Consider the following 16,981-nt stretch of genomic DNA (forward strand, 5'->3'; position numbering starts at 1 on the left):
GAATATGCGCAATTGGTGGTTTAACAGAACTTCCCACCGGGCTTGAGGAACTGCTCCAGATCCGAGGCAAGCACCGGACGGCTGATGAAAAAGCCTTGAATCGAATCACATTTTTCATCCCGGAGGAAATCAAGCTGTTCCTTGGTTTCCACCCCTTCGGCCACGGTTTTCAGCCCAAGGCTGTGGGCCAGGGCGATTATCGCCTTGATGATGGCGGCATCGTTGGGGTCGGTGGTGATATCCATGACAAAACTGCGGTCAATTTTCAGGGCATCAAGGGGGAAACGCTTGAGGTAGCTCATGGAGGAATAGCCGGTACCGAAATCATCAACGGAAAGATTAACGCCGATTTCCTTCAACCGGATAAGGGTTTCATTGACCTGATCGACGTTCTGCATGATGGAGCTTTCCGTCAGCTCAAGCTCAAGATATCGGGCCTCGATGCCGCTTTGCCGCAGGGCCTGCTGGACGACGGGAATCAAACTTTGCTGTTTGAACTGCAGGCCCGATATATTGACCGCCATGCGGATCGGCGTCAAACCCTCGTCCTGCCATTGCCGCACCTGCCGGCAGGCCTCGAATATCACCCACTCACCGACGGCGATAATGAGTCCGGACTCCTCGGCGATGGGGATGAACATGCCGGGCGGCACCAGTCCCATTTCCGGATGCAGCCAGCGCACCAGGGCCTCGAGCCCGGCAAGCTCGCCTGTTCGCAGATCAATCTGCGGCTGATAATAGAGGATGAGCTCATTTCTTTCCAGACCCTTTTTCAGGGCGGTTTCGATGTTCAATCGTTCCATGGCCCGGTTATTCATCTGCTCGGAAAAGAACTGAAAGGTATTCCTGCCGTTCTCCTTGGCATGATACATGGCCACATCGGCGTTTCTGAGCAGGGTATCCACATCATCGCCGTCACTGGGAAAGATGCTGATGCCGATACTGCCGGAAACATAGACCTCCTGTCCGGCGATTCTGACGGGATGGCTGAGAAGCTCAAGAATACGGTGGGCCACCCGGGCGGCATGCTCCTCCTCGGCCAGCGCGGTGAGCAGAATGGTGAACTCATCCCCGCCAAGCCGGGACAGGGTGACTCCCGGCTTCTTGGTAAAACTGGCCTTGGCGATAATATCGGACGATCGGACACTGTCGCCCAGGCAATTGGCAATCTCCTTCAGCAGCTTGTCGCCCGCGCTGTGGCCCAGGGTGTCGTTGATGCGCTTGAAGCGGTCAAGGTCGAGATACAGCAGGGCCACCTTGCTGTTATCCCGCTGGGCGGTAAAAATGGCCTGACTGACATATTCGAGGAACAGCTGCCGATTGGGCAGGCCGGTCAGAGAATCATAGTGAGCCAGAAAACGTATTTTTTCCTCGGCGTTTATCCGTGCCGTGATGTCCTGCACCGTCCCGTGCATACTGACAACATTTCCCTGGGCATCGTGCACCACATCCGCCTGTTCATGCACCGTGCGCAGGGAACCGTCCGGCGGGATGATCCGGTAATCCAAGCTGTAAGGTTTCTTCTCCGCCAGGGCACGGAGAACCGTCTCTTTGACCAGATGCTGTTCATCGGGATGGACAAAGGCCAGAAAGGTTTCATAATCCGCCTCGTCCCGGTCGGCAGCCAGACCGAAAATGCGGTACATCTGCGCGGAAAAACAGATACTGTTTTTATCCCTGTCCCAGTCCCAACTGCCCAGACTTGCTATATCCTGGGCAATGGAAAGTCTTTTCTCACTGCGCCGCAGGTTGCGGAATGCCCGGCTGGCCCGCAGCAGATAAGGGACCCGATGGGCAAGCAGCGGCCAGTTGACCGGTTTTGTGATGAAATCGGTGGCGCCGACCTCAAACGCCTTTTTGATGGATTCATAATCATCAAGGCCGGTGACAAGGACAATGGCGATGTCCTGCCCTCCGGGAAATCTCCTCATCTCGGCGCAGGCGGCAAACCCGTCCATATGGGGCATCTTCACATCCATCAGCACCAGGTCCGGGGAGATACGTTCAAAAACGTTCAAAGCCTCCCGCCCGTCCGCCGCTTCTTCGATCAGAAGCCTGGTTTCACGGAGTGATTGCCGCATGAGCAGCCGCTGTGCCATGTCATCATCAACGATGAGGACAACGGGCTGCCCCTCGGCGCTTCCTGTTTTATGCATCGTTTTTTTTCTCCAACTCTTTTCCCAGGGCATCAACCACTCCCTGATAAAGGGCGTCCAGGTGATCGAGATACTCTTCGGCCTCTCCGGCCTTTTGCTCACGGCCGAAATCCTCCAGCTTTTTACAGAGGGAGGCAAGATCCATGGCGCCAAGATTGGCGCTGCTGGTTTTAAGGCTGTGTGCCGCCTCGCCCAACTCCGCGCCGTCTCCCTTGTGCACGGCCCCGTGAATCGCCCGCAGGATTTCCGGCGAGCTTTCCATGTACATTCCGATTATCCGGTCAAGCACAGCGGGATTATCCGGACTACTCATGGATTTGATCATATCCAGCCTTTCCCGGTCAAGCACGAAATGATCGTTCCCATCTTCATGGACCCGATTTTCCTCATCGGCAAAACCGGTTGACGGTGGCACGACACGCCCGGTCATCCAGCGCCCCAGCACCTGCTGCAGGTCCGTCATGTAAAAAGGCTTGCTCAGATAATCATTCATGCCCGCCTCGCGGCATTCATCCCTGATACCCAGCTGCACATCACCGGTGAGGGCAATAATCGGCACCTGTTTTTCGCCGCCGCGGGACGCTTCAAGTCTGCGGATTTCCCGTGCCGCGGCAAAACCATCCATCTCCGGCATATGGCAATCCATCAGGATCAGATCAAATTCCTGCCCGGCAAAGGCCTCCACCGCACCGCGGCCGTTTTCAGCAACCTCCACCCGACACCCCATATGACCAAGCATCTCGCGCGCCACATCCTGATTGACCAAATTGTCCTCAACCAGCAGAACGCGCCCGCCGTAAGAAACGTTCACCCGTGAAAAAGCAACCTGGTCATCCGCCGCTTCCACCGCCTTTCGGCTCGCTTTCTCAAGCAAATTAATCAGACAGTCAAAAAGCAGACTTTGCCGCACCGGTTTGGTCAGATACAAATCAATGCCGGCCTTGCCGGCCCTCAACGCCTCCTCGTCAAACGGCGCGGAACTGAGCATGACCAGCAGCAGATTTTTTTTGCCGTATTTCTCCCGTATTCTTTCCGTCAGCTCAATTCCGTCCATCTCCGGCATATGCCAGTCCAGCAGCACGATATCATAGAACCTCCCGGCGGCATGCGCATTTCCCAGCATTGCCAGGGCCTCGCTCCCATTTTCCGCGGTTTCGCTGCTCATGCCCCATAACCGTACCTGATTTTTCAGGATGGACCGGTTCAAAGGATTGTCGTCGACAATCAATACCCGCAGACCAAGAAGATTTTTCATCAACTGTTCATCGTCATGCACCTCGTCAGGCAACCTGCGCAAGGCAACCCTGAACCAGAAGGTGGAACCCTTGCCGGGTTCACTGACAACGCCGATATCACCGCCCATGAGGCTCACCAGTTTTTTGGAAATAGCCAGTCCGAGTCCGGTGCCGCCGTATTTCCGGGTGGTGGAACTGTCCGCCTGGGAAAAGGCGTCGAATATGCGTTCCTTGATCTCCGCGCTGATGCCGATGCCGCTGTCCTCCACGGCAATGAGGAAGGTTACGTCTTCATCGTTTTCACCGACCGTTTCCACCCGCAGCAGAATCTGCCCTTTTTCGGTAAATTTAATCGCATTGCTCAGCAGATTGGCCAGCACCTGACGAAACCGGTTCGAGTCCCCGGCAAAGAGCCGCGGCATGCCTGCCGGAATAACGGGAATCAGCTCAAGCCCCTTGAGATGCGCGGCCTCGGCCATCATTTCAGCAGTATCCTCAATCAGCTCGCGCAGGTCAAAGGAATGCTCCTCCAACTCCAGCTTGCCCGCCTCGATTTTGGAAAAATCGAGAATATCGTTAATGACCCCCATTAATGAATCAACCGCGCGCTGAATGGTCTGGGCGAACCGGAGCTGGCGGTTATTGAGCCCGGTGCCGCGCAGCAGTTCCGTCATGCCGAGGATACCGTTCATCGGCGTCCGTATCTCGTGGCTCATGGTGGCCAGGAACTCGCTTTTCGCCCTGCTTGCCGCCTCGGCCGCCGCCTTGGCTCTTTCCAGATCGCCAACCACCTGTTCAAGCTCTTTGTTGGTCCGGGACAGCTCGTCGGTCCGCGCCCCTACCATTTTCTGCAGCGAAGTGCTGTAGTCCTGCAATTTTTTATCCCGATTCTGGATCTCGTTCAACATGGCATTGAAATGATCAATCAGAATGCCGAACTCGTCGTTGCCCTGTTTTTCCATGCGGACGGAATATTCCCGTCCCGTTGTCACATCGCGCATCGAGCGCATCAGTTCCCGCAGGGGAGCGGTGAAAAGGTTGTGCAGCTTGGCGGCAACAAACAGGACAACAAACAGGGTCACGGCGGAGACGCAGAGGACAACAAAAGCATAGACCTGCAGCCGTCTGCGCATCTGCCCCATGTCGTCGACCAGATAAACCGCGCCCACCATCTCGCTGTCGACCAGCACGGGCCGCACCACATGGAGATAGCCGCCGGAACGGCGCATAATCTTGTCGTTTTTTCTCAACTGCTCGCCGATGGCTTTTGTATCGGGAAACATCTTCCGCATCTCGACCGCCACTTTCGCCGCATCCTCCCCCTGCCGGTCATATCTGCTGAAAAGGCGTCCTTCACGATCGGAAATGATTGCCGAGGCAATATCAGGCTTGAACCGCAGCGAACGAAGTATCTCGGATACGGCGACATAGTCATGGGCGGCCACCGAGGGTGCGCTGTTAAAGGCAACGATATCGGCCATGGATACAAGCTGCGAGGCGAGGAATCTTTCAGCGGTTCGCTTTTCATAAATATACAGTGAAACGGAAATGAGAAGCAGCGCGACAAAGGCGGCAAAGCTCATGAGGAAAAGAAATTTTGTTCTGATGGAAATATCGCGAAATCTCCGCACTTTCCGCTCCCTGGGCAAAAGTTCCGAATTTCGATTTGTCGGGATGACGCCACCGCAAAACCGGAATACCGTGTTTCTATTTAATTAAAATATCCGCCATATCCCGTTTTTTTTCAGAAATGACTACATTTTTTCCTGTCAGCCGACATTCCCGGCCCCGCCGACAGGCGCGGCCGGCACAAAATACTATAGCAGCAGCATGAACCGGCAAACAAGTTCTTTAACAAAATCCGCGACAAAAACCATTGACGATTTCAAATATGCATTTAAAATAGACGCTTCAAAATATACCTGGGGAAAGCAGCATGACAGATTTGCGTAAAGATACGATCCGCACCCGCCGGCAGCTTCTTTGCGCCGCATGCGGGATTTTTGCCGAAAAAGGGTTCAGGGCCGGCACCATTGCCGAAATCTGCAGCAGGGCGGGAACCAACGTGGCGGCGGTCAACTATCATTTCGGCAACAAAAAAAACCTTTACAAAGAGGCATGGCGTCACGCTTACAACCAAACCCTCAGAACCTGCCCTCCGGACGGCGGGATATCCCCCGGCGCACCGGCGGAAGAAAGACTGCGGGGCCGAATCACCTCCCTGCTGAAACGCATCTCGTCCCCTGCTTTTCATGATTTTGCCATCATCCACAAGGAGTTGGCCAGTCCAACCGGCCTTTTGCAGGAGATCCTGCAAAAGGAGATCAACCCGCAGCGGGAAGCCATCCACGCCATTATCAGGGAGATCCTCGGCCCCGAAGCCTCCGAACAGCAGGTCCATTTCTGCCACACCAGCATCGTCGGCCAGTGTTTTCATCTGCTGAAAATCAGGCAGTTGCCCGCCAAGGAAAAAAACGGGGGAACCCCCTGCGACATTGACGACATTGCGGCCTATGGCGAACATGTCTTTCGTTTTTCCCTGGCCGGCATCCTGGCCCTCCGGCGCCCCCCTTCCCCCGGGCATGTTTCCGACAGCATCGGACAGGAAAAAAACAAATGAAAAAAAACGGGTTCTTGTCCCTGTTGCCGCCGGCCGCGCTTTTCTGCCTTGTTCTTTTTTTTATCGGAGGATGCGGAACACGGGTGATGAACGAAAATCCGCCGCTTACGGTTCCCGGCTCATTCAGCACTACGGGTCGCGACCCCCTGCCGGAAAAGTGGTGGCTTGCCTTCCAAGATGAAAAATTAAACGAATTAATGGACAAAAGCCTGGCCGGCAATTTCTCCCTGCAGATGGCCCGGGATCGGCTGGAACAGGCCCGGGCCGTTGCCGGCAAAAGCGGCGCCGACCTTCTGCCCGCGCTCACGAGCGAGGCCGGGCTTGTGCACAACTCAACAAAACTTTCCGGCAGGGCAACGCAAACCACCACAACCTATCTGCTTGGCCTTGGCGCAAGCTATGAAATCGACCTCTGGGGCAGAGTTCGTTCCGTCGATCAGGCAGCGCGTCTTGACCTGCTTGCCGCGAGCGAAGACCTGCAGGCTGCGGCGGTGACCCTTTCCGCGGAGGTGGCAACGACATGGTTCCGGCTGGTCGAGCAGCAACGACAGATTGAACTGCTGCACGATCAAACAGCAACCAATGAAAAATATCTCGACCTGGTGACCCACCAGTTCGGCAGCGGCCAGGTCCCGGTGACGGATGTGCTGCAGCAGCGACAGATCCTTGAAACGTCGAAGGCGAACATGATCAGCGCCGAAACCGCCGGGCAGCTGCTTCTTCACCAACTGGCCATCCTGACCGGCAGCGCCCCGCAAGCCTTTCAACCACCCGTTCCCGGCACCCTGACTTCGCCGCCGCCGCTGCCGGACACCGGCCTTCCGGCGGAACTGGTGCAGAGAAGACCTGATATCCGCAGAGCCTATTTTCGGGTGCGGGCCGCCGACAAGCGGGTGAGCGCGGCCATTGCCGACCGCTTTCCACGTATCAGCCTGTCGGCTCAAGCCGAGACCAGCGGCAATGCCCCAAGCGATCTTTTCAACAACTGGCTGAATACCCTGGCCGGCAACCTGACCGCTCCCCTTTTTGACGGGGGACGAAGAAAATTCGAAATGGAACGAACGAAAAGCGCGGCAAAAGAAACGCTCCACAATTACGGCCAGACGATCATCATCGCCTTCAAGGAGGTGGAGGACGCCCTCCATGCGGAATCCCAGCAACGAAAACTGCTGGAAAACCTGGAAAGCAGGATCGTCCTGTCCAGCCAGTCCACCGAACAAATCAAGGTACGCTATATCCATGGGGCCATGGATTTTCTCCGATTCCTCACCGCCCTTATCAGCCATCAGGAGTTGCAGCGAAGCTTCATCCGAGCCCAACGCGAGTTGATCGAATACCGCATCAATCTCTGCCGCGCCCTGGCCGGAGGCTGGCAACTTGAACGGGCACCGGCGACAGCGCGCGAGTCCCATAACGCGAGTTGAGCCGGCAAACCCGATTTTCTCCCATGCCATCACACAATAATGACCGCCATGCATAATAATTCATTCGCCAAGAAAAACCTGGGCATACCCGCCCGTATCTTTATCATCCTGCTCATTCTTGTCCTTGCAGCCGCCCTGGCCGGCTACTGGATGAAAAACCGGCCCCGGGCCGAAAGAAAAACTCCGGAACAGCGACCTGCCCTGGTCCGGACCGTGGAACTGCGCCGCGTTGATCACCAGACGACGGTTCATGCCATGGGTACGGTCATTGCTTCCCAACGCATCGATCTCGCCGCCAGAATCGCCGGCGACGTGGTGCGGATCTCGCCGCAATTTCTGCCGGGCGGCCGTTTTGCCGCGGGCGAGGAAATCCTGCTCATCGATCCGATTGACTATGAGCTGACCGTGGAACAACGCAAGGGCGAGGTGGCCAAGGCCGAATATGAACTGAAACTCGAAATGGGCAAACAGTCGGTGGCGCGCCGGGAATACCAGCTCCTGGGCGAAACCGTCACCCAGGAAAACGAGGAGCTCATCCTGCGCGAACCGCAACTGAAAGCAGCGCGGGCCGCCCTGCTTTCCGCCCGGGCATCGCTGGCCAAGGCGGAACTTGATCTGCAGCGTACCCGCATCTCTTCCCCGTTTAACGCGCTTGTCATGGAAAAAAATGCCGGCCTTGGCTCCCAGATTGCCGCCGGGACAAAACTTGCTTCGCTGATCGACACCGATGAATACTGGGTGGAGGTTTCCGTCCCCATGGACCGCCTCCCCTGGATCACCATTCCGGATGCCGACGGACAAGCAGGCGCGGCGGCAAAGATTATCAACATGGCGGGCTGGGAAGAAAACTTCTTTCGCAGCGGCAGAGTCAAATCCCTGCTGGCCGGTGTTGACCCGGAAAACAGGATGGCCGGTCTGCTGGTCAGTGTTCCGGACCCCCTGTGCCTGACCGCGGCCAATAAAGGGAAACCCCGCATGACAATCAACACCTTTGTCGAAGTGGAGATTGCCGGCAGCACCCTGCCGGGCGTCTACGCCATTCCGCGCGCGGCACTGCATGAAGGCCGCGGGCTGTGGATCATGACCCCGGAAAACACCCTGAACATACGCCGGGTCGACATCATCTGGAGCGAGGAGGAAACCGTGTTTGCGGCAGGGAATCTGCACGACGGGGAGCGCCTCATTACCAGCTCCCTTGCCGCACCGGTCGAAGGGATGGAACTGCGCAGCGAACAGCCGCAAAACACGATGGAGCAGCAGTGATGCCGTCCACCGATTCCCCGACAAAAAACAGCGGCGCCATTGCCTGGATGGCCGGACACACGGTGGCGGCCAACCTGATCATGTTTGCCTGCCTCATCGGCGGGTATTTCTTTCTCAGCACCATCAAACAGGAAGTGTTTCCTGAATTTGAAATGGAAACGGTCACCGTCAACGTGCCCTATCCCGGCGCAAGCCCGGAAGAGGTGGAAAGCGGCATCATCCTGGCCATTGAGGAGGCGGTCAGCTCCCTTGACGGGGTGGACGAGGTCAAATCCACTGCCGGCGAAGGGATGGGCATGGTTTCCATCGAGGCCCTTGTCGGCACCGACATGAATAAGCTGGGCCAGGATGTACAAAGTGAAGTCGACCGCATCACCACCTTTCCCGAGGATGCGGAACAGCCGCAGGTGAGAGTCCTCACCACCAAAAGAAGAACGATTTCCATCGTTTTGTCCGGCGCCGCCGCCCAGGCATCCCTGCATGAGCTGGCGGAACAGATGCGGGATCGACTCCTGCAGGACCCGGACATCACCCAGATCGACCTTGCCGGGGTGCGCCCCCTGGAAATCAGTGTTGAAATTCCCCAGGAGAATCTGCGACGCTACCATCTCACCATCGACAAGGTCGCCCAGATACTGAAAAACGCCTCCATCGACCTGCCGGGCGGGTCCATCAAGACCACGGGCGGCGAAATCCTCATCCGCGTCACGGAGAAACGGGACTATGGCCGCGAATTTTCCCGCCTGCCCATCATCACGCTGCCGGACGGCAGCCGAATAACCCTTGAACAGATCGCCACCGTCACCGACGGATACCGGGACACCGATTATTACGCCACCTATAACGGCAACCCGGCGGTCATGCTGAATGTCTACAGCGTCGGCGAGCAGACGCCGATTCAGGTATCAAAAACAGTGCGGGCGCATATCGAGGAAATGAAACCGGCCCTGCCCGCCGGCATCGAACTCAACGTCTTGAGCGACCGTTCGGAAATGTTCGCCCAGCGCATTGACCTGCTGCTGCGCAACAGCGCCATGGGACTCAGCCTCGTCCTGCTGGTGCTGGCCCTTTTTCTTGAATTCCGCCTGGCCTTCTGGGTCATGATGGGCATCCCTTTTTCCTTCATGGGCTCGTTTTTCCTCATGCCGCTGCTTGGCGTCTCCATCAACATGATCTCGCTTTTTGCCTATCTGATCGCACTCGGCATCGTGGTGGACGACGCCATCGTGGTGGGCGAAAACATCTATTATCACCGCCAGCGCGGCCTTGCCCCCCTTGCCGCCGCCATCCGCGGCGCAAAGGAAATGGCCACGCCGGTTTCCTTCTCCATTCTCACCAACATCGCCACCTTCATGCCCCTTTACTTCATTCCGGGCACGGACGGGAAAATCTTCCGGGTCATCCCCCTGGTGGTCTGTACCGTTTTTATCATCTCACTGCTGGAAAGCGTCTTTGTCCTGCCGGCCCATCTCGCTCATCAGAAAGAAAAAACCAGGTCGGGAATCAATGCCTTGCTCCATGCCGGACAGCAGAAATTCAGCACCGGTTTCACCGGCTGGGTCCGCACCAGCTACGACCCCTTTCTCGGCTTTGTCCTTTCGTACCGTTACATTACGATGACAATTTCCTGCGCCGTACTCATCATCACCCTGGCATACGCCTTTAGCGGCAGGATGGGGCTTGAAATGTTTCCCAAGGTTGAATCCGACTATGCCCGGGCAAGTCTGACCATGCCCTACGGCATTGCCCTGGAAAAAACAGAAGCAATCGCCGCGCAGGTACTTGCCGCCGCCCGCCGGACAGCGGAGGAAACCGGACATCAACAGGATCTGGTCGAGGGATTTTTTACGGAGATCGCCGAAGACGGCAGCCATAAGGCAACAATAACCGTTTATCTGGCCGACCCGGATATCCGGGATGCAATTTTAAGCACCGCCGCCTTTACCGAGCGATGGCGGACCCTGAGTGGAGACTTGCCCGGCATCAAGTCTCTGCGCTTTGAATCCGACTCGGGCGGCCCCGGTTCCGGCCAGGCGCTGACCGTGGAACTCAACCATCGCAACCTGGAAATACTGCAAAAGGCAAGCGGCAAGCTGGCCCAGGGCATGCTGCACTACCCCATTGTCAAGGATGTCGACGACGGGTTCACCCCGGGCAAGGAACAGCTTGACTTCACCCTGCGGCCGCAAGGCAAAAGCCTCGGCTTCACCGCGCGGGAAATCTCCCGTCAGATTCGCAGCTCTTTCTACGGAGCCGAGGTCCTGCGTCAGCAGCGGGGACGCAATGAAGTAAGGGTCATGGTCCGTTTACCGGAAAAGGAACGAATTTCCCTGCACAACATCGATGAACTCTTTCTTTTCACCCCCGGCGGCAAGGAAGTGCCGCTGCGGGAAATCGCCGAGCTGACCCGGGGCCGGGCCTATACCGAAATCAACCGCAGAAACGGACGGCGGGTGGTGCAGGTTCAGGCGGATGTGACCCCCCGCAGCAGGGCGGGGGAAGTCCTGACCGACCTGAAAGAGACCCTGCTTCCCCAGCTCGTCGCCGAATACCCCGGCCTCCGTTACAGCTTTGAAGGACGGCAGGCCGATATGCGGGAAAACATGGCCAGCCTCAAGATGGGTTTTGCCATGTCCATGATGGTGGTCTTTTCCATGCTGGCCATCCCGTTTCGCAATTACATCCAGCCCCTGATCGTCATGACGGCCATTCCCTTCGGCATCATCGGCGCCATCTATGGCCACCTGCTGCTGGGCTATTCACTGAGCATTATGAGCATGATGGGCATCATCGCCCTTTCCGGGGTGGTGGTGAACGATTCCCTGGTGCTCATCACCCGGGCCAATGAACTGAAAAACCAGGGTGACGGCGACCCCCGTCATATCATTCGCGCAGCAGCCATGCAGCGTTTCCGGCCGATTGTCCTCACCACCCTGACCACCTTCGGCGGACTTGCCCCGATGATCATGGAAAACTCGCGCCAGGCCCGTTTTCTCATCCCCATGGCAATTTCCCTCGGCTTCGGAGTCCTTTTTGCCACCCTCATCACCCTGGTTCTCGTGCCGTGCCTCTACCTCATCATCGAGGACATCCGCAAGCTGGCCCGCCCTTCCCGCTGATCCCTGTTTGTCCACGCGCAAAACACAAGGCACGATCTTTGCAGAAATAAACGCCATCATTTTGCTTGCGGCAAACTGTCACACCCCCTTTTTTTCAATCAGGATAATTGCTAAAATTGGTTGGTCGAGTATGACAAATGGCTTTTGCCGACCTGATTTTCTCCAACAACTTTGACAAAAAAATGGAAGCGGATGAAAAAATTTTTACGGCTCTCCCTGGAAGAAAAAATGGTTATCGGCTACCTGCCGGTCATTCTCGTCATTATCTGCATTGCCGCCGTTTCGCTGCAGGGGTTGCAGAAACTCGACCGCATCAACGAAGCCATCATGAAAAGCGATACCGAGATGATACAGCTCGCCGGACTCATGACGGATAACCTGCTGGCCCAGGAGGCGTACGGACGCCGCTATCTGATTCTGCAAAGCACTGAAATGAAAGAGATGTTCAACCAACGGCACGACGACTTCATGAAACTTGTCGCGCAAATGTCCACCCTGCCGGACCGGGAAAGCATCCCCCTGGCGCAGCTCGCCTCGGCCCATGACGGATATGCAGCCTTCTACCGGCAGGAGTTTTCCCGGCTGGAAAAAGCCGCCGCAGTCAACGGAGATGATTTTGACCGGTTCATCAAGGGCAAACTCGACGGCATTCTTTCTCTTATCAAAACCATCGAAAACATCGGGGCAAGCAACCGGCAGAAAAAAATGGAACAGTTCGGCGAAACCGGAGTGGCTATTTTCCGCACCACCCTTCTTCTCTCTTTCCTCGGCATCATCATGGGGCTCGGCGCGGTTACCATCATCACCCGAAGCGTCTCCCGGGCGGTTCGGCGATTGCAGGCGGCAACCGAGATCGTTTCACTCGGCAAATTCGACCAGCAGACGGATGTGGAAAGCGAGGATGAGCTTGGTGAACTGGCAAAATCATTTAACGCCATGACCAGAAGATTAGGCCAGCTTGAATCGAGCTATGTCGACTCAAGCCCCCTGACCCGTCTGCCGGGCGGCATAGCCATCGAAAACATCCTCAAGCAGCGACTGGAAACGCGCAGAGTGATCGCCTTCTGCATGTGTGACCTGGACAACTTCAAATCATTCAACGACCGCTACGGCTATGCCAAGGGCAACGAGGTCATCAAAGCCACCGCCGAGATCATCGTTGCCGCGGTCAGCGCCAACGGCTGCGAGGATGATTTTGTCGGCCATATCGGCGGCGACGACTTTGCCGTCATCGTTACCCCGGGCCGGGCAGTTGCCATCTGTGAAACGGTTATCAGGGAATTCGACCGCAATGTTCTTTCCTTTTACAGCGCCGAGGACCGGGCACGGGGATACATCAGCGGCCGCACCCGCCAGGGCATGGAGGTTCGTTTCCCCATCATGTCCATTTCCATTGCCGTTGTCACCAACGAAAACATCAGGCAGATGAACCACATAGAACTCTCCGAGATCGCGGCGGAAATTAAGGAACACGCCAAATCGCTGCCGGGCAGCGTCTATGTGGTGAATAGAAGGAAAGAAGATTCGCCCCAGAAGGAACAGCTTGAACGTTTTGTTCCCAAGCTGGTAAAATAATGAAAAGAACGCCCATAAAACAAAGACCATCCAGGACACTATTTTTCATGACGCAACCAACCGGATTCACGCTGCTTCTCTGTATCGCCCTCCTGCTGTTAAGCGGTTGCGCCGGAAGTCAACACAAGGAAAACCCGGCGGATTATTACCTGTCCCTTTCCGGTGAGCAGATCAACCGGGAAATCTCCAACCTGGAGGAAAACCTTTCCCGAAAAGACTCCGCCCAGAAGCAAGCGGTCACACCGGAAACATCCTATTACCTTGCCCTGCTTTATTCCCATCACAACAACCCGTTGCCGAATTACGCCAGGGCGGCCGCCCTGCTTGACGGATATAGCGCCGATGTTCCTCACGGACCGGAAAAACAACGTCTCCTGCATACACTGGACCTGCTCCATACCATCAACAACTTCGCGCAGGTGGAAGGCGAATGCGCGCAGCTGGGCGAGGAAAAAGACACCCTGGCCGCGGATAAAAAATTTCTGGAAGCAGACAATCAATCCTTGAAAAAAAAGTGCGCGGAGCTGAAGAGAAATTTCGATCGCCTCAGCAAGGAAAATAAAAAGATGCGAAACAGCATCGAACAATTGAAGATGCTCGATCTGCGGCTTGAAGAAAAAAAACGGGCCATCCAATAGCAACACCCCGGGCTCTCCCCTGTTTTTTCACCAAATACCCTCCCGCGGCCCTATTTTCTTGACAGTGCCATGGTGCCGATTATACAAGTAATCATGGACATCCTTCGGAAAACAGCTATCGATGCTTCATTCGACACCCACCTTTTTTTCATTTGGTAACGCAGGCAAATGCCGTTGAAAATCCTTGCAGTTGATAATAATCCGCTGATGCTGAAGCTTCTTTCCCATTACCTGGAAGAAAGAGGTCACAAAGTCCTGACCGCGGAAGACGGCATCCGCGCCCTGGATATCGTCAACACCTTTACCCCGGACGTCATGTTCATCGACTTCATCATGCCCGGCATCAGCGGCAAAAATCTCTGCAAGATCATCCGTTGCAACAGCAAATTCACCAAGACCTATATCGCCATCCTGTCGGCCACCGCCGTCGAAGGGAACCACGATGTCGGCGAATGGGGCGCCGACACCTGTATCGCCAAGGGCCCGTTCACCATGGTTGCCCGACACATCCAGACCATTCTTGACATGGTGGAACGCGATGAAATCAAGGATTTTTCCGGACAGATTCTCGGCAAGGATGAAATCCATCACCGCCAGATAACCAAGGAACTCCTGTCAAACCTGACTCATATGGATGTCATCTTCAACAACCTTGCCGAAGGGGTGCTGGAGTTCAACCGCCGGCTACGGATCGTCTACGCCAACAGCAGCGCGCTGCGGCTTTGCGGAATAGCCGAGGAAAAATTGCTGGGACGGAATGTTCTTGATCTTTTTGACCAACCATCCCGTCCGCTCATGGCAAAACTCACGGAAGATGTTTTTTCATCCCGCCGGCATACCGACTCCCATGATATTCGCTGCCTGAACAAGCGGCAGGTGACCCTAGATTTTCTCCCGCTGCATACCGACGGCACGGAGTCAATGATTCTGATTATTCACGACATCACCGCCCACAAGGCTGCCGAGGAAAAATTACTGCAACGGGAAGCACAGTACCGCACCCTGGTGGAGACAGTGCCCCACGGCATCCAGGAAAATGACACGGAGGGGATAATCACCTTCAGCAACGCCATGCATCACCGCCTGCTGGGTTATGAACCGGGAGAGCTTCTCGGCAAACCGATCTGGAACATGGCGGCTTCGGAAAAAGAGCGGGAGGAGCTGCAAAAATATTTTGCCTTTCTGGTCAGGGAAATACCGCCCCCCACGCCCTACATGGCGCGCAACAAAACCAAGGACAATCGCCTCATCGACGTCCAGGTTGACTGGAATTACAAACGGGACGACAATGGCGTGGTAACCGGCTTTACCGCCATCATCACCGATATTACCGAACGAAAAAAAGCGGAACAGGCCCTGATGGAAAGCGAGGAACGCTACCGCGACCTGTTTGAAAACGCCTCCGACCTGATCCAGATCGTCAAACCGGACGGTGGACTGCAGTATGTCAACCGGGCATGGCGGCAGACATTCGGCTATGACGACGAGGAAGTGGCCAGGCTCACCATTTTCGACCTCATCGACCGGGATTGCCGGGACCACTGCCTGGAGACATTCAACCGGGTCCTGGTCGAAGGCAACGTCCCCTCCATCCACTCCACCTTTGTCGCCAAAAACGGCGACAAAATCATCCTCGAAGGTTCGGCCAACTGCCGAAAAAGCCCCGAGGGAGCGCCGCTTTTCACCCGTTGCATATTCCGGAACGTCACCAAACAAAAGGAGCTCGAAAAACAGCTGCGCCAGTCCCAGAAGATGCAGGCCATCGGCACCCTGGCCGCCGGCATTGCCCACGACTTCAACAACCTGCTGTCCGCGGTCATGGGCTACACCCAGTTGACCATGCTGCAACTGCCGCCGGATAGTGACAGCCATCAAAATCTGAAAAAGGTTATGCAGTCGTCGAAAAGGGCGGCGGAACTGGTGAAACAGATCCTCACCTTCAGCCGCCCCTCAAGCGAAAGACAAATCTGCATCCTCATCCCCCCCCTGGTCAAGGAAGCGATCAAACTGATCAGCCACAGCCTGCCCGCGACAATCAAAATAGAACATGACATTGCCCCGGACTGCCCTCCCATTCTGGCGGACCCCACTCAGCTCCAGCAGGTTATCATGAATCTCTGCACCAATGCCTATCATGCCATGCGCGCCGGCGGCGGCACGCTGACCGTCAGGGTTGACACGGTGGAGGTCGATGACCGGTTTCTGCTTTTAAACCCGTCGCTTGCCGCAAAAAAATGCGTTCGTTTACGGGTCAGCGACACGGGCCACGGTATTGACGCACGCATCATCGACCGCATTTTTGAACCCTATTTCACCACGAAAAACCAAGGCGACGGCACGGGACTCGGCCTTGCCGTGGTGCACGGTATCGTCACCAATCACCATGGAGCAATCACCGTTGACAGCGAAGTCGGAACAGGAACCACCTTTGCCGCATACTTCCCCATCCATTTCGCCAAAAACGCCGGGGTTGCGGATGAACAGGACGACGCTTTTCCCCGCCTCACGGCGAACGTCCTCTTTGTTGACGACCAGCAGGACCTTGCCGAACTCGGGAAAATGGGCCTGGAAAGCATCGGCTGCCGGGTGAGCACCTTTTCCAGCAGCAGCGAGGCGCTTGCCGCCTTTCAAGCTGATCCGGCCGCATTCGATGTGGTGATAACCGACCAGACGATGCCGGAAATGACCGGCGCGGCACTTGCAGCCAGGCTGCTGGCACTCAAACCGGATCTGCCGATCATCCTCTGCACCGGCCACAGCGACATCATTGACGAAACAACCGCGCGCGGCCTCGGCATCAGGGCCTTTCTCATGAAACCCCTGCAGCTCAACAAGCTGGCCGAGATCATCCAAGCCGTCCTGAAGTCGTAAGAAGGATGGCACCGCCGACATCTCGCGTTGACTCCCTCCACATCGATATGATACAAAATGACATAGTGCCCGATGCATCA

At 56.1% G+C, this 16,981-nt stretch carries 9 protein-coding genes; 7 read left to right on the top strand and 2 right to left on the bottom strand.

The window, feature by feature from the left end; all coding sequences use genetic code 11:
• Positions 1-20: 20 nt before the first annotated feature.
• Complete coding sequence (locus BM485_09005; GenBank protein ID OKY75416.1) at positions 21-2,156, bottom strand: hypothetical protein; 2,136 nt, start codon at positions 2,154-2,156, stop codon at positions 21-23.
• Positions 2,149-5,022, bottom strand: coding sequence for a hypothetical protein (locus tag BM485_09010; protein ID OKY75391.1), 2,874 nt, complete (start codon positions 5,020-5,022; stop codon positions 2,149-2,151). Before BM485_09010 ends, BM485_09005 begins: the two co-directional genes overlap by 8 nt.
• A 305-nt stretch (positions 5,023-5,327) precedes the next feature.
• On the opposite strand from BM485_09010, the gene BM485_09015 reads away from it, so the two are divergent.
• The 7 genes from BM485_09015 (at position 5,328) to BM485_09045 (ending at position 16,901) form a co-directional block, all read left to right on the top strand.
• The gene (locus tag BM485_09015) at positions 5,328-6,011 is read left to right on the top strand and encodes a TetR family transcriptional regulator (GenBank protein OKY75392.1); all 684 of its coding nucleotides are present in this window, start codon (positions 5,328-5,330) and stop codon (positions 6,009-6,011) included.
• A 14-nt stretch (positions 6,012-6,025) separates the two neighbouring features.
• Positions 6,026-7,435: a hypothetical protein gene (locus BM485_09020; GenBank protein ID OKY75417.1), complete on the top strand. Its 1,410-nt coding sequence runs from the start codon at positions 6,026-6,028 to the stop codon at positions 7,433-7,435.
• Between the two features lie 48 nt (positions 7,436-7,483).
• The gene (locus tag BM485_09025; GenBank protein ID OKY75418.1) at positions 7,484-8,698 is read left to right on the top strand and encodes a hypothetical protein; all 1,215 of its coding nucleotides are present in this window, start codon (positions 7,484-7,486) and stop codon (positions 8,696-8,698) included.
• Positions 8,698-11,817: a cobalt-zinc-cadmium resistance protein gene (locus tag BM485_09030; GenBank protein ID OKY75393.1), complete on the top strand. Its 3,120-nt coding sequence runs from the start codon at positions 8,698-8,700 to the stop codon at positions 11,815-11,817. The genes BM485_09025 and BM485_09030 overlap by 1 nt, the downstream gene beginning before the upstream one ends.
• Before the next feature lie 192 nt (positions 11,818-12,009).
• On the top strand, positions 12,010-13,392 hold the full coding sequence (locus BM485_09035; protein OKY75394.1) for a hypothetical protein: 1,383 nt from the start codon (positions 12,010-12,012) through the stop codon (positions 13,390-13,392).
• A gap of 47 nt (positions 13,393-13,439) precedes the next feature.
• Complete coding sequence (locus tag BM485_09040) at positions 13,440-14,030, top strand: hypothetical protein (GenBank protein ID OKY75395.1); 591 nt, start codon at positions 13,440-13,442, stop codon at positions 14,028-14,030.
• A gap of 168 nt (positions 14,031-14,198) precedes the next feature.
• On the top strand, positions 14,199-16,901 hold the full coding sequence (locus tag BM485_09045) for a hypothetical protein (GenBank protein ID OKY75396.1): 2,703 nt from the start codon (positions 14,199-14,201) through the stop codon (positions 16,899-16,901).
• Positions 16,902-16,981: the final 80 nt, after the last annotated feature.

The sequence above is a fragment of the Desulfobulbaceae bacterium DB1 genome, assembly GCA_001914235.1.
Classification (GTDB): domain Bacteria; phylum Desulfobacterota; class Desulfobulbia; order Desulfobulbales; family SURF-16; genus DB1.